Here is a 20,928-nt window from a genome sequence, read left to right as displayed (position 1 = left end):
GCGCGCGGGGTAGCGCGAACCGGTGCCGAAGCGCCCTTCCGAACGCCGATAAGGGCGCTCTCGCACCGATATGCGGCGGCGTGGCAGCGCGGCCGGCCTCAGGCGAGCGGGTCCGCCAGCAGCGGCTCGAACGCCGCCTCCGCCGCGCCGATCAGCAGGCGGTCCGCCCCGAGCGCCGCCGCGCGGATCGCGAGGCGCTCCGCGGGCGCGGCGAGCGCCTGCGCGCGGACGGCCCCGAGCAGTCCGTCCGGATCGTGGTCGTGCAGGATCGCGAGGAACCCGCCGAGCACGATCATCGACGGGTTCAGCACGTTCACGGCGTTCGCGAGCGTCGCCGCGAGGATGCGCCGCTGCCGGTCCACCTCGGCCGCGACCGCCGGATCGTCCGACGCGGCGAGGGCGCGCGCCAGGGCCTCGTCGTCGGCGGACGGCACGGCGCCCAGGCCGACGGCCTGCCGCAGCCGCGCGCGGTTGACCTCGTCCTCGACCACCCCGTCCGGGGTGCGCCGCTCGGCCGGGTCGACGATGCTCGGCCGGTTCTGGCCCCATTCCCCCGCGTAGCCGTCAGCGCCGCCGATCGCGGTGCCGTGCAGGATGAGCCCGCCGCCGATCCCCGACGAGCCGCCGTTGAGGTACACGACGTCCGCATGGTCGCGCGCCGCGCCGAAGAGCCGCTCGGCTCGGGCACCCAGCGAGGCGTCGTTGCCGACCGCGACGCGAAGCCCCGTCGCCTCCGCGATCCTCTCCCCCACGCGTTCCTCGCGCCAGCCGAGATGCGGCGCGAGCCGCACGACGCCGTCCTCGGCGCGCACCAGGCCGGGGACCGCGACGCCCACGCCGACGACGCGGCAGCCGCGCAGCTCGCCCGCCGTCCACTCCCCGGTCACGCGCGCCACGGCCGCGGCGACGTCGCGCGGGTCGAGCGCTCCGCGCACGGCCTCGCGCACCCGCGCGCGCACCCGGCCGCCGAGGGTGACCGCGCCGATCTCGACGGCGTCGACCTCGGGGTTCACCGCGATCGCGAGGACGTCCTCGCTGGGCGCGACGATCGGGGACGGCCTGCCCACGCGCCGGGTCGGGTCGGGCTCGCGCTCCACGACGAGCCCGCCCTCCGCGAGGGTCGAGACCAGGTCGGAGACCGTCGACCGGTTCAGGCCGGTCTCGGTGGTGATGACCGCGCGCGAGCGGGGGCCGCGGTGGTGGACGAGCCGCAGGATCTCGCCGAGGTTCGCCCGGCGCACCCCCTCGACGCTGGTCGCCCTCATCGTCATCCCCGTCATCGTCCGTCCGCTGCCCGACCCACGCTATCGACCGGCGGGCGCCCCGCCCGCACGACGCCCCGACGACACGGCGTCATGCCCCGCGTCACGCGGGTGTCGTCGGCGCCGTGCACGGCCCGGCGTCAGCCGAGGGTCACCGCCGTCATCCGCGGGTCGTCCGGCGTCACCGCGTGCACCCCGCCCGTCAGCGTCACGACGGCGCGGGGCGTCGCGGCTCCCTCGAGGGCACGGCCGCGACGGCGCTTCTCGTTCGAGATCGCGCCGCCGGTCGCCTCGTCGGCGTCCGCCGCGCGCGCGGACGCCTCGGCGTGGGCGCCGGCCCACACCTCGACGTCGCCCGGCTCGACCACGCGCACCAGGTCGCGCCCGGTGAACGACAGCCGCTGCGCGGGCACGTCGAACGTCACGCGACGCGACTCCCCCGCTCCCAGCGCGACGCGCGCGTAGCCGAGCAGCTGCGCCACCGGCCGGGTGACCGACGCGACGACGTCACGCGCGTAGAGCTGCACGACGTCCACGCCGTGCCGTTCGCCGGTGTTCACCACCGTGACGGAGGCCCGGAAGCGGCCGTCGGTCGCGGCCTCGCTGTCGACCTCGAGGCCCTCGTAGGCGAACGACGTGTACGAGAGCCCGAACCCGAACGGCCGCAGCGGGGTCGGATCCGTCGAGGTCACGTCGGACGGCCCCCCGAGGATCGGATGCAGGTAGCTGTACGGGGCCGAGCCGGACGAACGGGGCAGGCTCACCGGCAGACGGCCGGACGGCGTCGCCGCGCCGGAGATCACCGCGGCGATCGCCGGCCCGCCCTCCTCGCCCGGGAAGAACGCCTGCAGCACCGCTGCGGGCCGCGCCGTCGCATCGCCGTCGAGCGCCCATGAGACGGCATAGGGCCGTCCCGTGAGCAGCACCATCACGACGGGCGTCCCGGTGGCGACGACCCGCTCGACGAGCTCGCGCTGGACGCCCGGCAGCTCGAGCGACTCGACGTCGTTGCCCTCGCCCACCGTGCCGCGTCCGAACAGGCCCGCCTGGTCGCCGACGACCACGACGGCCACCTCGGCCCCCGAGGCGACCTCGACGGCGGCGTCGAAGCCCGACCTGTCGTCGCCCTCCACGTCGCACCCCGCCGCGAAGTCGATGGCGGCGTCCGGGAACGCGGTCGCCATCGCCTCGCGCACGGTCGGGATCTCGAACCCGATCTCGTGGTCGGGGTGGTGGGCGAGAACGTGGTTCGCGAACGAGTAGCACCCCTGCAGCGCCGCCGCGCGGTCGGCGTTCGGACCGATCACGGCGATCCGCCGCGCCGCCGGCGCCAGCGGAAGGGCGTCCTCGTTGGACAGCATCACGACCGACTCGGCCGCCACGCGGAACGCGATGTCTCGATGGCGCGCGGTGTCGAGGTCGACCGTCGCGGGCGGCTCGTCCGCGAAGGCGCCCGGATCGAGCAGGCCGAGCTCCTCCTTCTGCGCCAGCGCGCGCAGCACGGCACGGTCGAGGTACGCCTCGTCGAGCTCGCCCGACCGCACGCGCTCGACGAGCGGCGCGAGGTAGGCGTCTCCCGACGGCAGCTCGACGTCGATGCCGGCGCGCAGCGCGAGCGCCGCGGCCTCTCCGCGGTCGGCGGCGACCGCGTGCATCACCTCGAGGAACGCGACGGCGAAGTAGTCGGCGACCACCACGCCGTCGAACCCCAGCTCGTCGCGCAGCAGGGTCGTCAGCAGCTCCGGGCTGGAGGCTACGGGCACCCCGTCGATCTCGGCGTAGCTGTTCATGACGCTCTTCACGCCGCCGTCGCGGATCGCCATCTCGAACGGGGGCAGGAACACGTCGGCGACCTCCCGCGGCCCCGCGTGCACGGGCGCGTGGTTGCGGCCGGCGCGCGAGTTCGAGTACCCCAGGAAGTGCTTGAGCGTCGCGTGCACCCCCGTGGACTGCAGGCCCCGGACGTAGGCGGTGCCGACCGTGCCGACGAGATACGGGTCCTCGCCGATGCACTCGTCGACGCGCCCCCAGCGGGGGTCGCGCACGACGTCGAGCACGGGCGCGAGCCCCTGATGGATGCCGAGCTCGCGCATCGACTCGCCGATCGCCTCGCCCATCTCGGCGACCGCCTCGGGGTCGAACGTCGCCCCCCACGCGAGCGGAGTGGGAAACGTCGCCGCCTTCCACGCCGCCAGCCCCGTGAGGCACTCCTCGTGCACCAGCGCCGGGATGCCGAGCCGCGTCTCGCTCTGGAGGCGCCGCTGCTCGTTCCACAGCCACGCCGCACGCTCCGCGGGGTCGACCGGGCGGGTGCCGTAGACGCGCGTGTAGTGGCCGATGCCGTCCTTGGTGATGTCGGCGAGCGAGCGGCCCTCCTTGGCCGAGCCCATCTCGTCCGCCATGGGCGCGACCAGCTCGCCGCCCTGGTCGAGCCAGTATCCGACGATCTGCGCGGCCTTCTCCTCGAGCGTCATCTGCGCGAGAAGCGCGGCGACGCGGTCCGAGACGACCGGGCGGGCGGGGGCTGCGGGGGTGTCCGCGGTCATATGCGTTCTCTCCAGAGATCTGTGGTGGGCGCGTCAGCCCTTGACGGCGCCCTGCAGGCCGTTCACGATGCGCTTCTGCATGGCGAGGAAGAACACCAGGGCGGGGATCATCGCCAGCGTCGTGAACGCGAACACGCCGGCGGTGTCGGCGGAGTGCTCGGACGAGAAGTCGGCGACGCCCAGCGGGAGCGTCTTCATGTCGCTCTGCAGCAGCAGCAGCGGGAGCAGGTACGAGTTCCATGATCCGACGAACGCGAGCACTCCCACGGTCACCATGCCGGGACCGGACAGGGGCAGCAGGATCCGCCAGAAGAAGCCGATCCGGCTGGTGCCGTCGAGCATCGAGGCCTCCTCGAGCTCCTTGGGCAGCGCCATCAGGAACGGACGGAGGATCACGACGGTCATCGGCAGCGCGAACGCCGCCTGCGGCAGCGCGACGCCCCACCAGGTGTTGCCCATGCCGAAGTTCTGGGTGAGCAGGATGAACAACGGCACGATCGCGACCGTGGCCGGGAAGAGCAGGCCGACGACGAACACCATGAACAGCACCTCGCGGCCGCGGAACTCGTACCGCGCCAGCGGATAGGCCGCCATGATGCCGAAGACCACGACGATGGCCGTGGTGATCACCGCGATGACCGTCGAGTTCAGGGTGTAGCGCCAGAAGGGCGAGTCGGGCGCCAGCACGCCGGCGTAGTTCGTGAACACCCAGGGGTCGGGCATCCCGGCCGGCGTGGCCGCCAGCTGCGCGTTCGTCCGGAAGCCGCCCAGCACCCCGTACAGCACGGGGCCGAGGGTCACGGCGACGACGACCAGCGAGATCCCGTAGACCAGCGGGTTCCCGCCGGAGTAGCGTCCGTTCCGTCCGCGGCGGGCGGGCTTCGCGCCCCTCGGGACCGTCAGTGTGCGGGTCTGGCTCATGACCTCGCCCCCTTCCTCGTGCCGCGGCGTTCGTCGTCGGGTCTCGTGTCGCGGCTCAGGATGAAGCGCTGGTAGGCCACGGCCAGCACGAGCGCCACCACGAACAGGACCACCGACGCCGCGCCGGCGATGCCGAAGTTCTGGCTGCGCGTGCCCTGGTCGATCAGGAAGGTCGCCATCGTCGTCGTCGAGTTGGCCGGACCGCCCTTGGTGAGGATCCAGACCATGTCGAACAGCTGCAGCGAGCCGATCATCGACAGGAACGCCCACGTGCGCATGGTGGGGCCGAGCAGAGGGATCGTGATCTTGCGCTGCACCTGCCACCAGGAGGCGCCGTCGAGCTGGGCCGCCTCGTAGAGGTCCTCGGGCACTCCCTGCAGGCCGGCGAGGAAGAGGATCACGGCCAGGCCGAGGTACTTCCAGGTGAGGACGATCAGCACGGTCCACAGCGCGAGGTCGGGGGTGCCGAGGAACCCCTGGGGCGGGCCGGAGAGCCCCAGCGCGGCGAGGACGGTGTCGATCACGCCGTACTGCGGCTGCAGCAGCTGGAACCAGACGACGCCCGCGATGACCTCGGCCAGCACGTACGGCACGAAGATGATGGTGCGGAGGATCCCCTGGCCCCACATCCTGCGGTTGAGCAGGAGAGCGATCGCGAGCCCGAGCGGGAGCTGCAGCAGGATCGACCCGACCATGATCACCAGGTTGTGGACGAGGGCGTCCGTGAAGACCTGGTTGGTCAGCACCGAGATGTAGTTGCCGAGGCCGACGAAGTCGACCATCGGCCCGAAGCCCCGCCACTTGTACAGCGACATCTGCACCGCGGTGATGATCGGCCACACCACGAACAGCACGAAGAGGGCGAGCGCGGGCGCCACGAAGAAGGCGATCTCCGCGCGCTTGCGCCACCTCGCGGCGCTCGCGGGCCCGCGCCGTCCGCCCGCGGCGGCACCCGCCGCACGCGGAGGGCGTGCGGCGGGTGCGACCGTGCGGGAGGGCGTCGCAGGCGAGGCGGCCACCGCGGCGGCCCGGTCGTCTGCCACGCCGCTCACTCCGCTTCGGCGGCCGACTGGATCGCGTCGACGATGTCCTGCGGGCCGGCCTGCCCGGCGAAGACGAGGGCGATCGCGTCGTTCATCGCGTTGCCCACCGACTGGCCGAGACGGGTGTCGAGGTACAGCTGCGTGTTGCCGCCGCCGTCGCGCACCGGGATCAGCTGCGCGAGCGTCTCGTTGGCGAGCGAGCCGGTGGCGGCGGGGTTCGTCGGCAGACCCATGTCCAGCTCGGCGAAGCCGATCTGCACCTCGTCGGACAGCAGGTACTGCGCGAAGTCCACGGCGGCCTCGGGCGCTCCCGTGGAGACCGACCACGCGTCGCCGCCGCCCATCTGGTCGTTCGGGTCGCCGGCCTGCCCGTCGAAGGTCGGGTAAGCGAACCAGCCGAGGAACGACGGCACCTTGCCGTCCTCCGTCAGACCGCCGGCCACGCCGGGCTCCCAGTGCCCGGCCAGCTCCATGGCGACCTTCCCGGTCGCCAGCAGGCCCGACGCCGACGTGGGGCCCGACTGCGCGGGGGTGCTCAGGAAGCCCGCGTTGAAGGGCTCGGTGGCGATCGTGTCCTCGAGGTCCTCGCCTGCCTTCAGGAAGCACGGGTCGGAGTAGTCCTTGTCGGCGACGGCCGCCTCGACGACGTCGAACGTGCACTCGCGGACGACGTTGTAGTACCAGTAGTGGGCCGCGGGCCACTTGTCTCCCGCGCCGACCGAGATCGGGGTGGTGCCCGCGTCCTTCAGCTGGTCGATCCAGCCGGAGAACTCCTCGATCGTCGGGTTCTGCGAGACGTCGGTGATGCCGGCGGCCTCGAAGAGGTCCTTGTTGTACCAGAAGCCGACGAGGCCCATCGAGTACGGCAGCGCGTAGACGCTGTCGTCCACGGTGTACTGGCCGGTGAAGGCCGAGATGGTCTCGATCGTGTCGGCGGCGTCCTCGGTGAGGTCGCGCACGAGCCCGCCCTCGACCTCCGCGCGCAGCTCGCCGCCGCCGCGGCTCATGTAGACGTCGGGGATCTGGTCGTCGTTGCCGCCCTGGAACGCCGCCTGCAGCTTGGTGAGCATGTCCTCGTGCTGCATGGCCTCGACCTGGACGGTGATGCCGGGGTTCGCGTCCTCGAAGTCGGCCGCCACCTGGTCGTAGTAGGCCTTGCCCTCGCCGGTGTTCGAGTTGTGCCACCAGACGATGGTGTCGCTGTCGCCGGACGAGCCGTCGCCGCTGCCGCCGCCCGTCGAGCCGGTGCCGGCGCAGCCGGCGAGCGCGAGGCCCGCGGTGAGCGCGACGGCGGTGGCTGCCAGCCGTGTCCTGGATGCGTTCATGGGCGTTTGTCCTCCTCATCGAGTCGCGCACCGCCCGGGTCGGGGTCGCCGGTGCCTCCGGTGCGTCGCGTCGACTTTGTCACCGGTCGCAACAAATGTCAATCGTTATCGATAACGTTTTCCATACGGCGGCCCGCCACGCGTCCGGAAGCCGCGGCGAGCGCTAGCCTGGGGACTCATGACGACCACCGGCCCCCTCCGCACCCCGCGCAGCAGGGTCACCATCCGCGACGTCGCGCTCGCGGCGGGGGTCTCCGTCGCCACCGTCTCCAAGGTGGTCAACGGGCGGGACGGGATCGCCGACGCGACCAGCGAACGCGTCCTCGGCGTGGTCGCCGACCTCGGCTACGAGAGCTCGCTGGTCGCGACGTCGATGCGGCGCCGGCGCACCGGCGTCGTCGGGGTGCTGGTGGCCGAGTTCGAGCCCTTCGCGCTGCAACTGCTGCAGGGCGTGTCGGAGGCCCTCCAGGGCACGGACTACGACGTCCTGGCGTATGCGGGCAGCGTCTCCGAGGGCGACCACGTCGGGTGGGAGAGGCGCTCGCTGTCGCGGCTCGGCGGGACGCTCATCGACGGCGCGGTCGTCGTCACGCCGACCGTCGCCGTGCCGACCTCCGTCGTGCCCGCCGTGGCGATCGACCCGCACACGGGCCCGGCCGGGCCCGCCACCGTCGACACCGACAACCTCGCGGGCGCGCGCCTGGCCACCGAGCACCTGCTGTCCCTCGGCCACCGTCGCATCGGTCACCTGCGCGGGCGCGGCGACCTCGTCTCGGCGCAGCTGCGCGAGCGCGGCTACCGGGAGGCGCTCGCCGACGCGGGCATCGCGTTCGACGAGCGGCTGGTGGCCGAGGGCGGGTACCGCCGGGCGGAGGCGGCCGTGGCCGCCGCCGCGCTGCTGTCGTCGGATGAGCCGCCCACCGCGGTCTTCGCCGCCAACGACCTCTCGGCGATCGAGACGGTCCGCATCGCCACGGAGCGCGGGCTGCGCGTTCCCGACGACCTCTCGGTCATCGGCTTCGACGACATCCCCGACGCGACCGCCTGCTCCCCCACCCTCACGACGATCCGTCAGCCGCTGCACGAGATGGGGGCCGCCGCCGTGCGCACCCTGCTGGACATGCTCTCGGGCGGCGAGGGCGGCCACGTCCGGATGCCCGCCGAGCTCATCGTGCGCGAGTCGACGGGCGCGCCCCGGGCCTGACCGTCCGGTCCGGTCATCGGACGGCGGGCGGCCGACCCCGCCGTGGGCACGCGGCCGCCGCCGTCCCGCTAGCCTGGCCGGATGCCCGATCTGACCGTCCTCGCCTGGGTGGCGCTCGCGGTCGCATCGGTCGCGGTCGGGGTGTCGAAGGCCGCGCTGCCGGGCGCCAACACGCTCGCGATCGCCCTGTTCGCGACGGTTCTCCCGGCCAAGGAGTCGACGGGCGCCCTGCTGTTGCTGCTGATCGTGGGCGACGGGTTCGCCCTCTGGCTGCACCGACGGCATGCCCGGCTCCGCGCGCTGCTGCCGCTCATCCCCGCCGTGGTGGCCGGCCTGGCACTGGGGGCGGTGTTCCTCGCCTTCGCCTCCGACGTCTGGACCCGCCGCACGATCGGCGCGATCCTGCTGCTCGTGATCGGCGTCACGCTCTGGCGCCGGCGACGGGCCGCGGGAGGCGAGGAGGCCGCTCCCGCCGGACGCGTGGCGGCGGCGACCTACGGCACGCTCGGCGGATTCACGACGATGGTGGCCAACGCCGCCGGTCCGGTGATGTCCATGTACTTCCTCGCGGCGCGGTTCCCGATGCGGCAGTTCCTCGGCACCGCCGCCTGGTTCTTCGCGGGCGTGAACCTCGCCAAGGTGCCGTTCTCGCTGGGCCTCGGCATCATCGACGCGTCCACGCTGCTCCTCGATCTCGTCCTGGTGCCCGGGGTCGTGGCCGGCGCGCTGCTCGGCCGTGCGCTGCTCGACCGCCTCGACCAGCGCACGTTCGAGCGGATCGTCATCCTGCTCACCGTGACGGGCGCGCTGTACCTGCTGCTGGCCTGACGCCGGCGGGTCGCCGAGAATACAGCTCTGCTCCGAGAATGCGTGTGCCGCACGCATTCTCGGAGCAGAGACGGATCGTCGCGGATCAGCGGCGGTGCGCGGCGAGCAGCCCCCGCAGCCAGAGCCCGCTGTCCTTCACGATCCGCTCCTGGGTGTCGTAGTCGACCCGCACGATGCCGAACCGCTTGGAGTAGCCGTACCCCCACTCGAAGTTGTCGAACAGCGACCACACCATGTAGCCGCGCAGGTCGACGCCGCGGTCCATCGCGCGCCGCGCGGCGGCGAAGTGTTCTCGGAGGTAGTCCGCGCGCGCCGCATCGTGCACGCGCGCGGCCCCCGCGCCCACCTCGACCTCGTCGGCGAAGGCGGCGCCGTTCTCGGTCACCATCAGGGGCAGCGCCGGGAACTGCGCGGACAGGGACACCAGCAGCTCCTCCAGCCCCTCGGGCGCGATGTTCCAGCCCATGTCCGTATAGGGGCCGGGCTGGGCGAGGAACTCCACGTGCTCGCTGCCCGGCCACGCCGACCCGGCGGCGTCCTTGTGCCCGTCGTTGCTCTCGCGGTCGCCCCGGCCGTCCCACATCCGCACCGTGACGGTCGAGTAGTAGTTCACCCCCAGCAGGTCGATCGGCTGGCGGATCAGCGCGAGGTCGCCGTCGCGCACGAACGCCCAGTCGGTGACCCCGGCGGTGTCCTCCAGGAGGTCGGCGTCGTACCGCCCGCTCAGCATCGGGGACGTGAAGGCGCGGTTGGCGAGGGCGTCGACCCGCCGACGCGCCTCCTCGTCGTCGCCCCGGATCACGTGGAAGTTCAGCGTGACCGACACGTCGGGATCGCTCGTCGCCGCGCGGCGGATCTCGGGCACGGCCAGGCCGTGGGCGAGGTTGAGGTGATGCACCGCGGCGAGCGCCGCCGCGGGCTCGGTCCGGCCGGGCGCGTGCGAGGCCGAGCCGTAGCCGAGGTAGGCGGAGCACCACGGCTCGTTGAGCGTCGTCCACGCGTCCACGCGATCGCCGAGCGCGCCGGCCGCGGCCGCGGCGTACTCGGCAAACCGCAGGGCCGTGTCGCGGTTCGCCCAGCCGCCGTCGTCCTCCAGCTCCTGTGGCAGATCCCAGTGGTAGAGGGTCGCGATCGGCTGGATGCCCCGGTCGAGCAGCCCGTCGACGAGGCGCTCGTAGAAGTCGAGGCCGCGTCCGTTCACCGCGGAGCCGCCGTTCGGCATCAGTCGCGACCACGAGAGCGAGAACCGATAGGCCTGCAGGCCGAGCCCGGCCATCAGGTCGAGGTCGGACTCGAGGCGGTGATAGTGGTCGCAGGCCACGTCGCCCGTGTCGCCGTTCCAGGTGCGGCCCGGCGTGCGGCTGAAGGTGTCCCAGATCGACGGCGTGCGTCCGTCCTCCGCCGCCGCGCCCTCGATCTGATAGGCGGCGGTGGCGGATCCGATCAGGAACTCCGGCGGGAAGACGAGGGATGGGTCTTCGCGGCTCATCGGACGTCTCCCCCGGTCGGGACGACGTCGACCGCGTCGGCGTCGTCGGATGCCAGGCCGATCACGGCCGAGCCGGCCCGCGCGTACAGCGGCAGGCTGTCGAAGCCGTGGCGCTCACGGCGCCAGCCCCCGCCCTCGACCGTCTCGCCGGTGAGCAGGCTCGTCCACCGCCCCTCCGGCAGGTACAGCTCCACGTCCCCCTCCGCGGTGAACACGGGAGCCACCAGCAGGTCGGGGCCGAGCAGGTACTGCCGGTCGAGATGCGCCGCGCCCGGGTCGTCCGGGAAGGCCAGCGCCATGGGGCGCATCACCGGCACGCCCGTGGCCGCCGCCTCGTCGCCGGCGGCCACGAGGTAGGGGCGCAGCCGGCGCTTGAGGGTCGTGAAGCGCCGCAGCACCGAGACCGCGCTCTGCGGGTCGGCCTCGTCGCGGCCCTCGGCCTCGTCGAACAGCCACGGCACGCGATAGGTGTCCGAGCCGTGCAGGCGGCTGTGGCTCGAGAGCAGGCCGAAGGCCACCCAGCGCTTGAACACCGCGGGGTCCGGCAGCCCCTCGAAGCCGCCGATGTCGTGGCTCCAGTGGGCGAAGCCGCTGAACGCGAGCGAGAGCCCGCCGCGCAGCGTCTCGGCCATCGACGCGAACGACGAGGTGCTGTCGCCGCCCCAGTGCACGGGCATGCGCTGCCCGCCCGCTGTCGCGGACCGGGCGAAGACCACGGCCTCGCCCTCCCCGCGCTCCTCGCGCAGCACCTCGAAGACCGCCTCGTTGTAGAGCTGCGCGTACAGGTTGTGCATCCGCTCCGGGTCCGAGCCGTCGGCGTAGACGACGTCGAGGGGGATCCGCTCGCCGAAGTCGGTCTTGAAGCAGTCGACGCCTTGGCGCAGCAGCCGGCGCAGGTGCCCCTGGTACCAGGAACGCGCGTCGGGGTTCGTGAAGTCGACGAGCGCCATGCCCGCCTGCCACAGGTCCCACTGCCACACCGAGCCGTCCGGCCGGCGCACGAGGTAGCCCTCGCGGAGCCCCTCGTCGAACAGCGGCGAGCGCTGCGCGATGTACGGGTTGATCCAGACGCAGACCGCGAGCCCCCGCTCGTGCAGGCGCGCGAGCATGCCCTCCGGGTCGGGGAAGACCCGCGGGTCCCACTCGAAGTCGCACCAGCCGAAGTCGCGCATCCAGAAGCAGTCGAAGTGGAACACCTCCAGCGGGATGTCGCGCTCCGCCATGCCGTCGATGAACGACGTCACCGTCGCCTCGTCGTAGGACGTCGTGAAGCTGGTGCTGAGCCAGAGACCGTAGGACCACTCCGGGAGCGTCGGCGGGCGCCCGGTCAGCGCGGTGTAGCGCTCGAGCACGGCGGCGGGATCCTCGCCCGCGAGCACGAAGTACTCCAGCGTCTCCCCCGCAGCCGAGAACTGCACGCGCTCGACGGCCTCCGATCCGACCTCGAACGAGACGTGACCGGGGTGGTCCACCAGCACGCCGTAGCCGCGGTTGGTGACGTAGAAGGGCACGTTCTTGTAGGCCTGCTCGCTGGACGTGCCCCCGTCGGCGTTCCAGATGTCGACGGCCTGACCGTTCTTCACGAGCGGACCGAACCGCTCCCCGAGGCCGTAGACCAGCTCGCCCACGCCGAGCCCGAGCTGCTCGTGCACGTACGCCGCGGCGGGTGTCGTGTCGGTGCCGGCACGGGCGTTGCCGACGATGCCGGGATCGACCTGGGCGCCCGGGGCGATCCGCATGTAGCCGAGCGACTTCTCTCCGCTCGACGTCAGCAGCCGTCCGGTGGCGGTGTCGCGGAACTCGAGGCTCCACGGCGCGCCCCGACGGATCACGGCGGTGACGTCGCCGCTGACGAGCCGCCCCTCCTCGCCGTCCACGACGACCTCGCCGTGCCCCTCCTCCGCGCCGACCAGGTCGAAGCCGCGCTCGTCGCGTCCGCCCCGGTGGTGCTCGATCCGCACCCCGATCACGCCCGCCAGGGGCGAGGTCAGCGTCACCGTCAGCACCGGACGGTTGAGGGTGTCACCGCGCCGCTCGACGACCTTCGTCGGCACCAGCGCGACGAGCGCGCGTCCCTCCGCCCGCAGCTCGAATGCCTCCCGCCCGTACAGCGCGTCGACTCCCGGGCGCAGCTGCCAGAATCCATCCGTGAACTTCATGCTTACTTGACCGCTCCTGCCGTGATGCCGCGCGCGAGGGTGCGCTGGAAGATGAGGAAGAACACGAGCGTCGGGATGAGCCCGAGCAGGGCCGAGGCGCTCGTCGTGGTGACGTCCATCAGCCGGTCGCCCTGCAGCACGCTGATCGCGACCGGCACCGTCTGGTTCGCGTTCCCGATCAGGAACGTGAGCGGGATCAGGAACTCGTTCCATGTCCAGATGAAGAAGAACACCATCAGGACGCCCAGGGTCGGCCGGCTCACCGGCACGATCACCTGCCACAGCGCCCGCCAGCGGCCCGCGCCGTCGAGTGAGGCCGCCTCGAGGATCTCCTTCGGGAAGGTGCCGAACACGCTCGCCAGCAGATAGGTGCCGAACGCGCTCTGGATGACCACGAAGGTGATGATCACCGCCCAGACGTTGTCGTACAGGCCGACCGCGCGGAACAGCGTGTACAGCGGGTACAGCAGCACCTCCTGCGGCAGCATGTTGGCCAGCAGGAACACGAGGATCAGCGGCACCCGGCCGCGGACGCGTCCGATCCCGATCGCGAACGCGTTCAGCACGGAGACGACGACGGCGAGCACCGCCACCGTGCCCGAGATGAAGAAGCTGTTCCAGAGCTTCTGCGGGAAGTCGACCCGCTGCCAGAAGGCGGCGATGCCGTCGAAGTAGAGGCCGGTGGGCAGCTGCAGCGGGCCGCCGGTGGCGTAGTCCTGCGGCGACTTGAACGAGTTGATCAGGATCACCAGGAACGGGAACAGCACGACCAGGGCCGTGATCGCGACGATCGCGAGCACGATCCAGTCGCCGACCGTGCGGCGGCGGCGATTGCGGGGCGCGGCGCCCCGGGTGACGATGGCGGTGGTGGCGCTCATCAGCGCTCGCTCTCCTTCCGTTCGGCGCGGTTCTGCGCCCAGACGAACAGGACGGACACGACGACGATCACGACCGTCAGCGCCGTCGCGATGGCGGCTCCGTAGCCCACCTGCTGGCTCTGGAAGAACTGGCTGTACGAGTAGTAGCTCGGCACGATGGTGGCGAAGTTCGGACCGCCGCCCGTGAGCGCGTAGACCGGCCCGAACACCTTCAGGGCCGCGATGGTGCACGTCAGCGCGACCACGAACACCTCGGGACGGATCATCGGCAGGGTGATGGCGGCGAAGCGGCGGAACCATCCCGCGCCGTCGATCTCGGCGGCCTCGTACAGCTCCGGGTCGACGCGCTCGAGCGCGGCCATGAAGATCACGACCGGATAGCCGATCTGGATCCAGACGAGGACCACCATGATGCTGCCGAGCGCCGTCTGCGGATCGCCGAGCCAGCTCCCCGCGAGGCCGCCCAGGCCGACCGCCTGCAGGATGGTGTTGAGCGCACCGTTCTCCGGCCGCAGGATCCAGCCGATCACGATCGCCGCGATCACCGACGGCAGGATCTGCGGCAGGTAGTAGGTGGCCCGCAGGAACGACGCGGTCCGCCCGCCGAACTTGCGGCCGATGACGTCGAAGAGCGCCGCGGCGACGACCAGGCCGAGCAGCGTCGGCACGATCACCATCGCGAGGATCATCGCCACGCTGTTGCGGAACGACAGCCAGAAGCGCTCGTCCTGGAACAGCCGCGTCCAGTTGTCCAGCCCCGTCCACCGCGGCGCGATGATGCCCCGGTAGTCGGTGAAGCTCAGGTACACGTTCCAGACGAGCGGCACCAGGATGATGATGGTCAGCAGGGCGAGGCCCGGCACCAGATACCACCAGTAGCTGCCGCCGGACAGGAAGGGCATCCCGTGGCCGTCGCCGCGGCGACGGGCGGCGCCCGCCGTCACGATCGCCCGGGTGGGGCCCTGCGCGTCCGGCGCCGGGGTCTGCAAGGTCGTCATGTTCCCTCCGGCCACGGCGGGGTCGGCGAGGACCCCGCCGTGGCGGCTCGATCGTGCGGTCAGCGGACGCCGGCGGGCAGGCCCGCGTCGTAGTCGGCGCCGAGCTGCTCGTTCGTCTCGGCGGGCGTGAGGGTGCCGTTCACGAGGCCCTGCAGCCCCGCGTTGAGCTCGTCGTAGAACGTCGGCGTCGGCCAGTCGGGGTAGAACGCCAGACCGTCGCGGTCGAGCAGCGTGTTGAAGTTCGCGATCAGCTCCTCGCTCGACTCGTTCGTGAGGTCGGCGGCGTCCGCCGCGACGGGCACGCCGCCGTTGTCTCCCATGAGCGCCTGGATCTCCGGGCGCAGGGTGATCTCGATGAACTGGTAGGCGAGGTCCTTGTCGCCGGACGCCGCGGGCACGACCCACAGGTTGCCGGACGAGCCCGGAGACATCTCCGCGCCGGGGAAGAGGAAGGTCGCCCAGTCGTCCTGCGCCTCGTCGAGGAACCGCCCGTACCACCAGCTGCCGGAGAAGAACATCGGGTACGTGCCGTTGATGAACCCGGTGCCCGCGTCCTCGGCGGCCAGACCGGTGGCGTCGCCGGAGATGAAGCCCCTGTCGACCCAGTCCTTCACGGTCTCGGTCGCGTAGGCGGTCTCGGGACCGGAGAAGTCCACCGGGTTCTCGTAGAGCTGGTAGTCGTTCACCCACTGCCGGTCGGCCTGGCTCAGCGCGAGCTGGTACCAGAGCTGGCCGAGCGGGTACTCCCCGGCGGCCTCCGCCAGCGGCGTCACGCCCTCGTCGACGAACGCCTGCATGACCTCCTCGAGCTCCTCGAGCGTGGTCGGCACCTCGAGCCCGTACTGCTCGAACATCTCGGTGTTGTAGAAGAACTGCACGTACTCGCCGTAGGTCGGCACGCCGTACCAGCTGCCCGACCCCATGACGCCGTTCTCGTCGTAGCGCGCGGTGGTCTGGAGGGAGGGCGCGAGCTTGTCGTCCCAGCCGTACTCGGCCACCGCGTCGTCGAGGGGCTCGAGCAGCCCCTGGCTCGAGAGCAGGCCCGCCGTGGCGTTGCCCTTGTTGTATTCGAGGAGGTCCGGGGCCTCGTCCGAGTTGAGCACCTGGCTCGCCGTCTGCCGGATCTGCTCGAAGCTGCGCTCCTCGAACTCGACCGTCGCGCCGGTCTCCTCCTCGAAGACCTCCATCGCCTCGGCCCAGGCGATGCCCATGGCCGAGTTGTCCCCCTCGTAGTGCCACAGCGTGAGCACGTCGTCCGACTCCTGCGCCGCGGGGGCGCTGCAGCCGGCGAGGGCGCCTCCGGCGAGCGCGAGCGCTCCGGCGGCGGCGAGGGTTCGCCGAGTCTTCATCTTCTACCTCCTTGTAGTGGGCTTCGCCCGATGGTCGCGGTGGTCCCGCGTGTCTGTTCGGTTGTGGGGTATGGGTCCCGTTGATGTCGAAGCGCTTCGACGATGGGCGCGCGAGCGCGCCTCGGCTCACCGCCGCGGGGCGGACACCGACCCCCTGTCGACGTACTCCGGCGCGAGCAGCTCGTGCCCGCCCGCCCCGCCTCCCCCGACGTTCGCCAGCGCCGACTCGACGGCGATCCGGCACATGCGCTCCAGCGGCAGGGTGATGCCGCTGAGCGGCACCGCGAGGTCGGCGGGGTCGTAGCTCGCCGCGGCCGCGACGAGCGACAGCTCGCCCGGCACGTCGACGCCGCGCTCGGCGAGGCGCCTCTCGGCCTCCTCCACCACGGGCTCGTTGGAGTGGAAGATCACCGCCGTCACACGCGGCTCCCCGTCGAGCAGGGCGTCGATCGCCCGTGCACCCGAGCCGCGCTCGACCTCGGCCCACTGCCGCACGAGGCGCACGCCGCGCGCACTCGCCGCGGCGTCGAGCCCGTGCTCGAAGCGCGCGAGGAAGCCCTGCCGACGGTCGAGGTAGCCGTGCGGATGCCCGATCATCCCGACCACGCGATGGCCGGCGTCCGCGAGTCGGTCGAGCGCCATGCGCGCCGCGGCGTCGAAGTCGAGGTCGACGCAGGCGAGGCCGTCGGCCTCGTCGGGCACGCCGATGAAGGCGGCGGGCACCCCGAGCTCGCGGATGAGAGGCACCCGCTCGTCCCGCTCGGACACCCCCATGGCGACGACGCCGTCGACGAGCGAGCTGTCCGCCACGCGACGGATGCCGCTGGTCTCGTCGTCGGTGGCGAGCAGCAGCACGTCGTACTCGTGCTCGCGCGCGACCTGCACGACGGCGGTCACGAAACGCATGTGGGTGGGCAGGTGCCCGTCGGAGTGCAGCGGCGCGCTGAGGGCGAGGATGTGGGTGCGGGCGCCGGCGAGCATGCGGGCGCCGGCGTGCGGCCGGTAGCCGAGATCGCGGATGGCGCGGTCTATGCGCTGCCTGGTCGTCTGCGAGATCGTGCGCTTGCCGGAGAGGGCGTACGACACGGTGCTGATGGACACGCCGGCGGCCTTGGCGACCTCGTTGATCGTGACCATGTGCGTCCTCGCAGCCGGGAGGCGCTCCGGAGGCGAAGCGCTTCGATTGGTTCGGGGCGACTATAGGCACCCGCGGCCGCGGGCGCAAGCACGACCTGCGCGCAGCTCCCGCCCGAGCACCCGCCGTCTCGTTGCACGCGAGCGGTCGGCTTGATATGTTTTGCTCTGCAACAATTCACCGACGACGCTGAAAGCGGGCACCACCCATGTCGCTCACCCCCACCAAGGACGACAAGTTCTCCTTCGGCCTCTGGACCATCGGCTACAACGGCACCGACCCCTTCGGCGGCCCGACCCGCCCGGCGCTCGACGTCGTGCACGCGGTGGAGAAGCTCGCCGGGCTCGGCGCCTACGGCCTCACCTTCCACGACGACGACCTGTTCGCCTTCGGCTCCACCGACGCCGAGCGCCAGACGCAGATCGACCGCCTCAAGGGCGCGCTGTCCGACACCGGCGTCGTCGTGCCGATGGTGACGACCAACCTCTTCAGCGCCCCGGTCTTCAAGGACGGCGGCTTCACCTCCAACGACCGCCAGGTGCGTCGCTTCGCCCTGCGCAAGGTGCTGCGGAACCTCGACCTCGCCGCCGAGCTGGGCGCCAAGACCTTCGTGATGTGGGGCGGGCGCGAGGGCGCCGAGTACGACTCCGCCAAGGACATCCGCGCCGCCCTGGAGCGCTACCGCGAGGCCGTGAACCTGCTCGGCGACTACGTCACCGACAAGGGCTACGACATCCGCTTCGCCATCGAGCCGAAGCCGAACGAGCCCCGCGGCGACATCCTCCTGCCGACCCTCGGCCACGCGATCGCCTTCATCGACTCGCTCGAGCGCCCCGAGCTCGTCGGCCTCAACCCCGAGGTGGGCCACGAGCAGATGGCCGGGCTGAACTTCGCCGCCGGCATCGCGCAGGCGCTGTACCACGGCAAGCTGTTCCACATCGACCTGAACGGCCAGCGCGGCATCAAGTACGACCAGGACCTCGTGTTCGGGCACGGCGACCTGCACAACGCGTTCGCGCTCGTCGACCTCCTCGAGAACGGCGGCCCCGGCGGGGTCCCCTCCTACGACGGCCCGCGCCACTTCGACTACAAGCCCTCGCGCACCGAGGACGAGACGGGCGTGTGGGACTCCGCGTCCGCGAACATGCGCACCTACCTGCTGCTGAAGGAGCGGGCCGCCGCGTTCCGCGCCGACCCCGAGGTGCAGGAGGCGCTCGCGGCCGCCAAGGTGCTCGAGCTCGGCCAGCCCACGCTGAACGACGGCGAGTCGTACGACGACCTGCTCGCCGACCGCTCGGCGTTCGAGGACTTCGACGCCGACGCCTACCTCGGCGGCAAGGGCTTCGGCTTCGTCCGCCTGCAGCAGCTCGCCACCGAGCACCTGCTCGGCGCGCGCTGACGGCCCCCGTCGGTCACCGCCGACCCGCCGCCGCCCCGTCCCGGGACGGCGGCGGGTCGCATGATCAGCCCATCGGAACAGGAGGAGCGATGACGCTCGTCGCAGGAGTCGACAGCTCGACGCAGAGCTGCAAGGTCGTGATCCGCGACCTCGAGTCGGGCGAGGTCGTCCGCACCGGGCGCGCCTCGCACCCCGACGGCACCGAGGTCGATCCCCGGCACTGGTGGGACGCGCTGCAGGCGGCCATCGCCGACGCCGGCGGGATCTCGGACGTCGCGGCGATCGCGATCGGCGGGCAGCAGCACGGCATGGTGGCGCTCGACGCCGACGGCGCGGTGATCCGCCCGGCCCTGCTGTGGAACGACACGCGCTCGGCCGGAGCCGCCGCGGACCTGACCCGGGAGGTCGGCGCCGAGGAGTTCGCCCGGCGCACGGGCGTCGTGCCGGTCGCGTCGTTCACCGCCACGAAGCTGCGCTGGCTCGCCGATGTCGAGCCCGATCGGGCCGCCCGGGTGGCCGCCGTCGCGCTGCCGCACGACTGGCTGACGTGGCGCCTGCGCGGCTACGGTCCCGCGGCGCCGGAGGCGGACGCCTCGCCGCTCGGCCCCGTGCTGGGCGAGCTGGTGACCGATCGATCGGACGCCAGCGGCACCGCGTACTTCGACGGCGAGAGCGGCGAGTACGACCGCGACCTGCTGTCGCTCGCGCTGCGCCGGGACGCCTCCGACGTCGTGCTCCCGCGCGTGCTCGGCCCGGCCGAGTCCGTGCGCGGCGGCGCCGGGTCGCCGGCGGCCGGACTGGTGGTCGGCGCCGGCTGCGGCGACAACGCCGGCGCCGCGCTCGGCCTCGGCGCCGCGTCGGGCGACGTCGTGGTGTCGATCGGCACCTCCGGCACGGTGTTCGCCGTCACCGACGCGCCGGTGCGCGACGCCTCCGGGACGGTGGCGGGCTTCGCCGACGCGTCGGGGGTGTTCCTGCCGCTCATCGCGACGCTCAACGCCGCGCGCGTGCTCGACCGCATCGCCCTCCTGCTGGGCGTCGATCACGACGAGCTCGGACGGCTCGCCCTCGCCGCCGAGCCCGGCGCCGCCGGGCTCGTCCTGCAGCCCTACTTCGAGGGCGAGCGCACCCCCAACCTGCCCGACGCGACGGCGACCCTGTTCGGGATGACGCTGGCGTCGACGACGCGCGAGAACCTCGCACGCGCCGCCGTCGAGGGCATGCTCGCGGGCCTGGCCGACGGCCTCGACGCGGTGCTCGACGCCGGACGCGCGCACGGGGTGGCCGCGGAGCGCATCCTGCTGGTCGGGGGCGCGGCCCAGAACCCGGCGGTCGCCGCCATCGCCGCGCAGGTGTTCGACGCGCCGGTGGTCGTGCCGGAGCCCGGCGAGTACGTCGCCTCCGGCGCCGCGGCGCAGGCGGCGTGGGCCCTCACGGGCGAGCGCCCCGCCTGGCCGGTCGCCCTGACCGCGCAGCCGCCCCGCGACACCCGCCCCGTGATCCGCGAGCAGTACGCCGCCCACCGCTGAGCGAGAATCCCTCTTCGCGCCGAGAATGCAGCGATCGCACGCATTCTCGGCGCAGGAACGGATTGTCAGCGGATCGCGGCTGTCACGCGCTCCACGAAGCCGACGTAGGACGCGGGGTCGTCGTCCGCGGTGACGGCGCGCAGCACCACCTCGTCCACGGCATCGAGATACTCCGCGACACGGTCGCGGAGGAGGTCGTCGGGACGGGCGACCGTGTCCATCGGCCCGAAGCCCAGGCGCGCGAAGTTCGCGCCGTAGGACGGGATCCCCGCGTAGCGGGCCGCCTCCGCCTCGACACGGCGCACCCCCTCCGCGTCCACGGCCGTACGCACATACAGGACGACGCGCCCGCTCGCGTCCGACGCACGATGCTCGGCCGCCTGCTGCGCGGCGGCCGCGGGCGTGAGCCAGTTCAGCACCACCCCGTCCGCCTCCTCGGCTGCGAGACGACGCATGCGGGGGCCGAGCGCCCCCACGACGACCTCGCCGGCGCCGCCCGCGCGCAGCTCGTCGACGGCGCCGCGCACCAGGCCGAGGACCCCGGTCCGGGCGGCGCCCGAGCCGATGCCGAGGACGAGCCGCTCGCGCGGGATGCGCAGGCGGCCGAGCTCGTCGAGCAGCTCCGCCGCCGGACGACGATCGACGGGGATCACGCCCGTCGCGACCCGCAGCCGCGTCGTGGCCGCCGCGGCTGCGGCGGCGACCTCGAGCGCGTCGTGCCCCGGCGTCTCGTTGACCCACAGCGCGCCGAGCCCCGCGTCCTCCATCAGAGGCGCGATGCGGCGGGCGACGTCGGCGCCCACGGCGGCAGCGATCCCGATGGACACCCGATGCAGTTCCATGCGTCGATCCTGGCACCTCGC

General features: G+C 72.5%; 16 protein-coding genes. 4 read left to right on the top strand and 12 right to left on the bottom strand.

The window, feature by feature from the left end; all coding sequences use genetic code 11:
• Positions 1-98: 98 nt before the first annotated feature.
• From K5S26_RS01850 to K5S26_RS01830, 5 genes are all read right to left on the bottom strand, one after another.
• Positions 99-1,271 (bottom strand): ROK family transcriptional regulator, encoded by a 1,173-nt coding sequence (locus K5S26_RS01850; protein WP_221855438.1) that lies wholly within the window; start codon positions 1,269-1,271, stop codon positions 99-101.
• A 131-nt stretch (positions 1,272-1,402) separates the two neighbouring features.
• Entirely contained in the window at positions 1,403-3,808 is a 2,406-nt protein-coding gene (locus tag K5S26_RS01845; protein ID WP_221855437.1) for a beta-xylosidase/alpha-l-arabinosidase, read from the bottom strand.
• 33 nt (positions 3,809-3,841) lie between these two features.
• Positions 3,842-4,729 carry a carbohydrate ABC transporter permease gene (locus K5S26_RS01840; protein WP_221855436.1) on the bottom strand — a complete coding sequence of 296 codons (888 nt, stop codon included), beginning with the start codon at positions 4,727-4,729 and terminating at the stop codon, positions 3,842-3,844.
• Positions 4,726-5,772, bottom strand: coding sequence for a carbohydrate ABC transporter permease (locus K5S26_RS01835; RefSeq protein ID WP_221855435.1), 1,047 nt, complete (start codon positions 5,770-5,772; stop codon positions 4,726-4,728). The genes K5S26_RS01840 and K5S26_RS01835 overlap by 4 nt, the downstream gene beginning before the upstream one ends.
• Before the next feature lie 5 nt (positions 5,773-5,777).
• Positions 5,778-7,097: an extracellular solute-binding protein gene (locus K5S26_RS01830; RefSeq protein WP_221855433.1), complete on the bottom strand. Its 1,320-nt coding sequence runs from the start codon at positions 7,095-7,097 to the stop codon at positions 5,778-5,780.
• Between the two features lie 178 nt (positions 7,098-7,275).
• Between K5S26_RS01830 and K5S26_RS01825 the strand changes: the two genes are divergently transcribed.
• Together K5S26_RS01825 and K5S26_RS01820 are read left to right on the top strand one after the other, a co-directional pair.
• Positions 7,276-8,301, top strand: coding sequence for a LacI family DNA-binding transcriptional regulator (locus tag K5S26_RS01825; RefSeq protein ID WP_221855431.1), 1,026 nt, complete (start codon positions 7,276-7,278; stop codon positions 8,299-8,301).
• Between the two features lie 81 nt (positions 8,302-8,382).
• Positions 8,383-9,129 (top strand): sulfite exporter TauE/SafE family protein, encoded by a 747-nt coding sequence (locus K5S26_RS01820; RefSeq protein ID WP_221855429.1) that lies wholly within the window; start codon positions 8,383-8,385, stop codon positions 9,127-9,129.
• 85 nt (positions 9,130-9,214) lie between these two features.
• Here the strand turns inward: K5S26_RS01820 and K5S26_RS01815 are convergent, their stop codons facing one another.
• From K5S26_RS01815 to K5S26_RS01790, 6 genes are all read right to left on the bottom strand, one after another.
• Positions 9,215-10,618, bottom strand: coding sequence for a GH1 family beta-glucosidase (locus tag K5S26_RS01815; RefSeq protein WP_221855428.1), 1,404 nt, complete (start codon positions 10,616-10,618; stop codon positions 9,215-9,217).
• Positions 10,615-12,777 (bottom strand): alpha-xylosidase, encoded by a 2,163-nt coding sequence (yicI, locus tag K5S26_RS01810; protein ID WP_221855426.1) that lies wholly within the window; start codon positions 12,775-12,777, stop codon positions 10,615-10,617. Before yicI ends, K5S26_RS01815 begins: the two co-directional genes overlap by 4 nt.
• A gap of 2 nt (positions 12,778-12,779) precedes the next feature.
• Positions 12,780-13,655 carry a carbohydrate ABC transporter permease gene (locus K5S26_RS01805; protein WP_221855424.1) on the bottom strand — a complete coding sequence of 292 codons (876 nt, stop codon included), beginning with the start codon at positions 13,653-13,655 and terminating at the stop codon, positions 12,780-12,782.
• Complete coding sequence (locus tag K5S26_RS01800; protein WP_221856000.1) at positions 13,655-14,557, bottom strand: carbohydrate ABC transporter permease; 903 nt, start codon at positions 14,555-14,557, stop codon at positions 13,655-13,657. Before K5S26_RS01800 ends, K5S26_RS01805 begins: the two co-directional genes overlap by 1 nt.
• A 155-nt stretch (positions 14,558-14,712) precedes the next feature.
• A complete protein-coding gene (locus tag K5S26_RS01795; protein WP_221855422.1) occupies positions 14,713-16,002 on the bottom strand; it encodes an ABC transporter substrate-binding protein in 1,290 nt (429 codons plus the stop codon).
• A gap of 126 nt (positions 16,003-16,128) precedes the next feature.
• Positions 16,129-17,139 carry a LacI family DNA-binding transcriptional regulator gene (locus tag K5S26_RS01790; protein ID WP_221855420.1) on the bottom strand — a complete coding sequence of 337 codons (1,011 nt, stop codon included), beginning with the start codon at positions 17,137-17,139 and terminating at the stop codon, positions 16,129-16,131.
• A 206-nt stretch (positions 17,140-17,345) separates the two neighbouring features.
• Here K5S26_RS01790 and xylA point away from each other — a divergent pair, with 206 nt between their 5' ends.
• Both xylA and K5S26_RS01780 read left to right on the top strand, forming a co-directional pair.
• On the top strand, positions 17,346-18,536 hold the full coding sequence (gene xylA, locus K5S26_RS01785; protein WP_221855418.1) for a xylose isomerase: 1,191 nt from the start codon (positions 17,346-17,348) through the stop codon (positions 18,534-18,536).
• 89 nt (positions 18,537-18,625) lie between these two features.
• Positions 18,626-20,065 carry a xylulokinase gene (locus K5S26_RS01780; protein ID WP_221855416.1) on the top strand — a complete coding sequence of 480 codons (1,440 nt, stop codon included), beginning with the start codon at positions 18,626-18,628 and terminating at the stop codon, positions 20,063-20,065.
• 65 nt (positions 20,066-20,130) lie between these two features.
• On the opposite strand, the gene K5S26_RS01775 is transcribed toward K5S26_RS01780, so the two are convergent.
• Positions 20,131-20,907, bottom strand: a complete 777-nt coding sequence (locus K5S26_RS01775; protein WP_221855414.1) for an LLM class flavin-dependent oxidoreductase — start codon at positions 20,905-20,907, stop codon at positions 20,131-20,133.
• Positions 20,908-20,928 lie beyond the last annotated feature (21 nt).

The sequence above is a fragment of the Microbacterium marinilacus genome, assembly GCF_019753765.1.
Lineage (GTDB): Bacteria > Actinomycetota > Actinomycetes > Actinomycetales > Microbacteriaceae > Microbacterium > Microbacterium marinilacus.
This window is presented reverse-complemented; position numbering and strand designations above follow the sequence as displayed.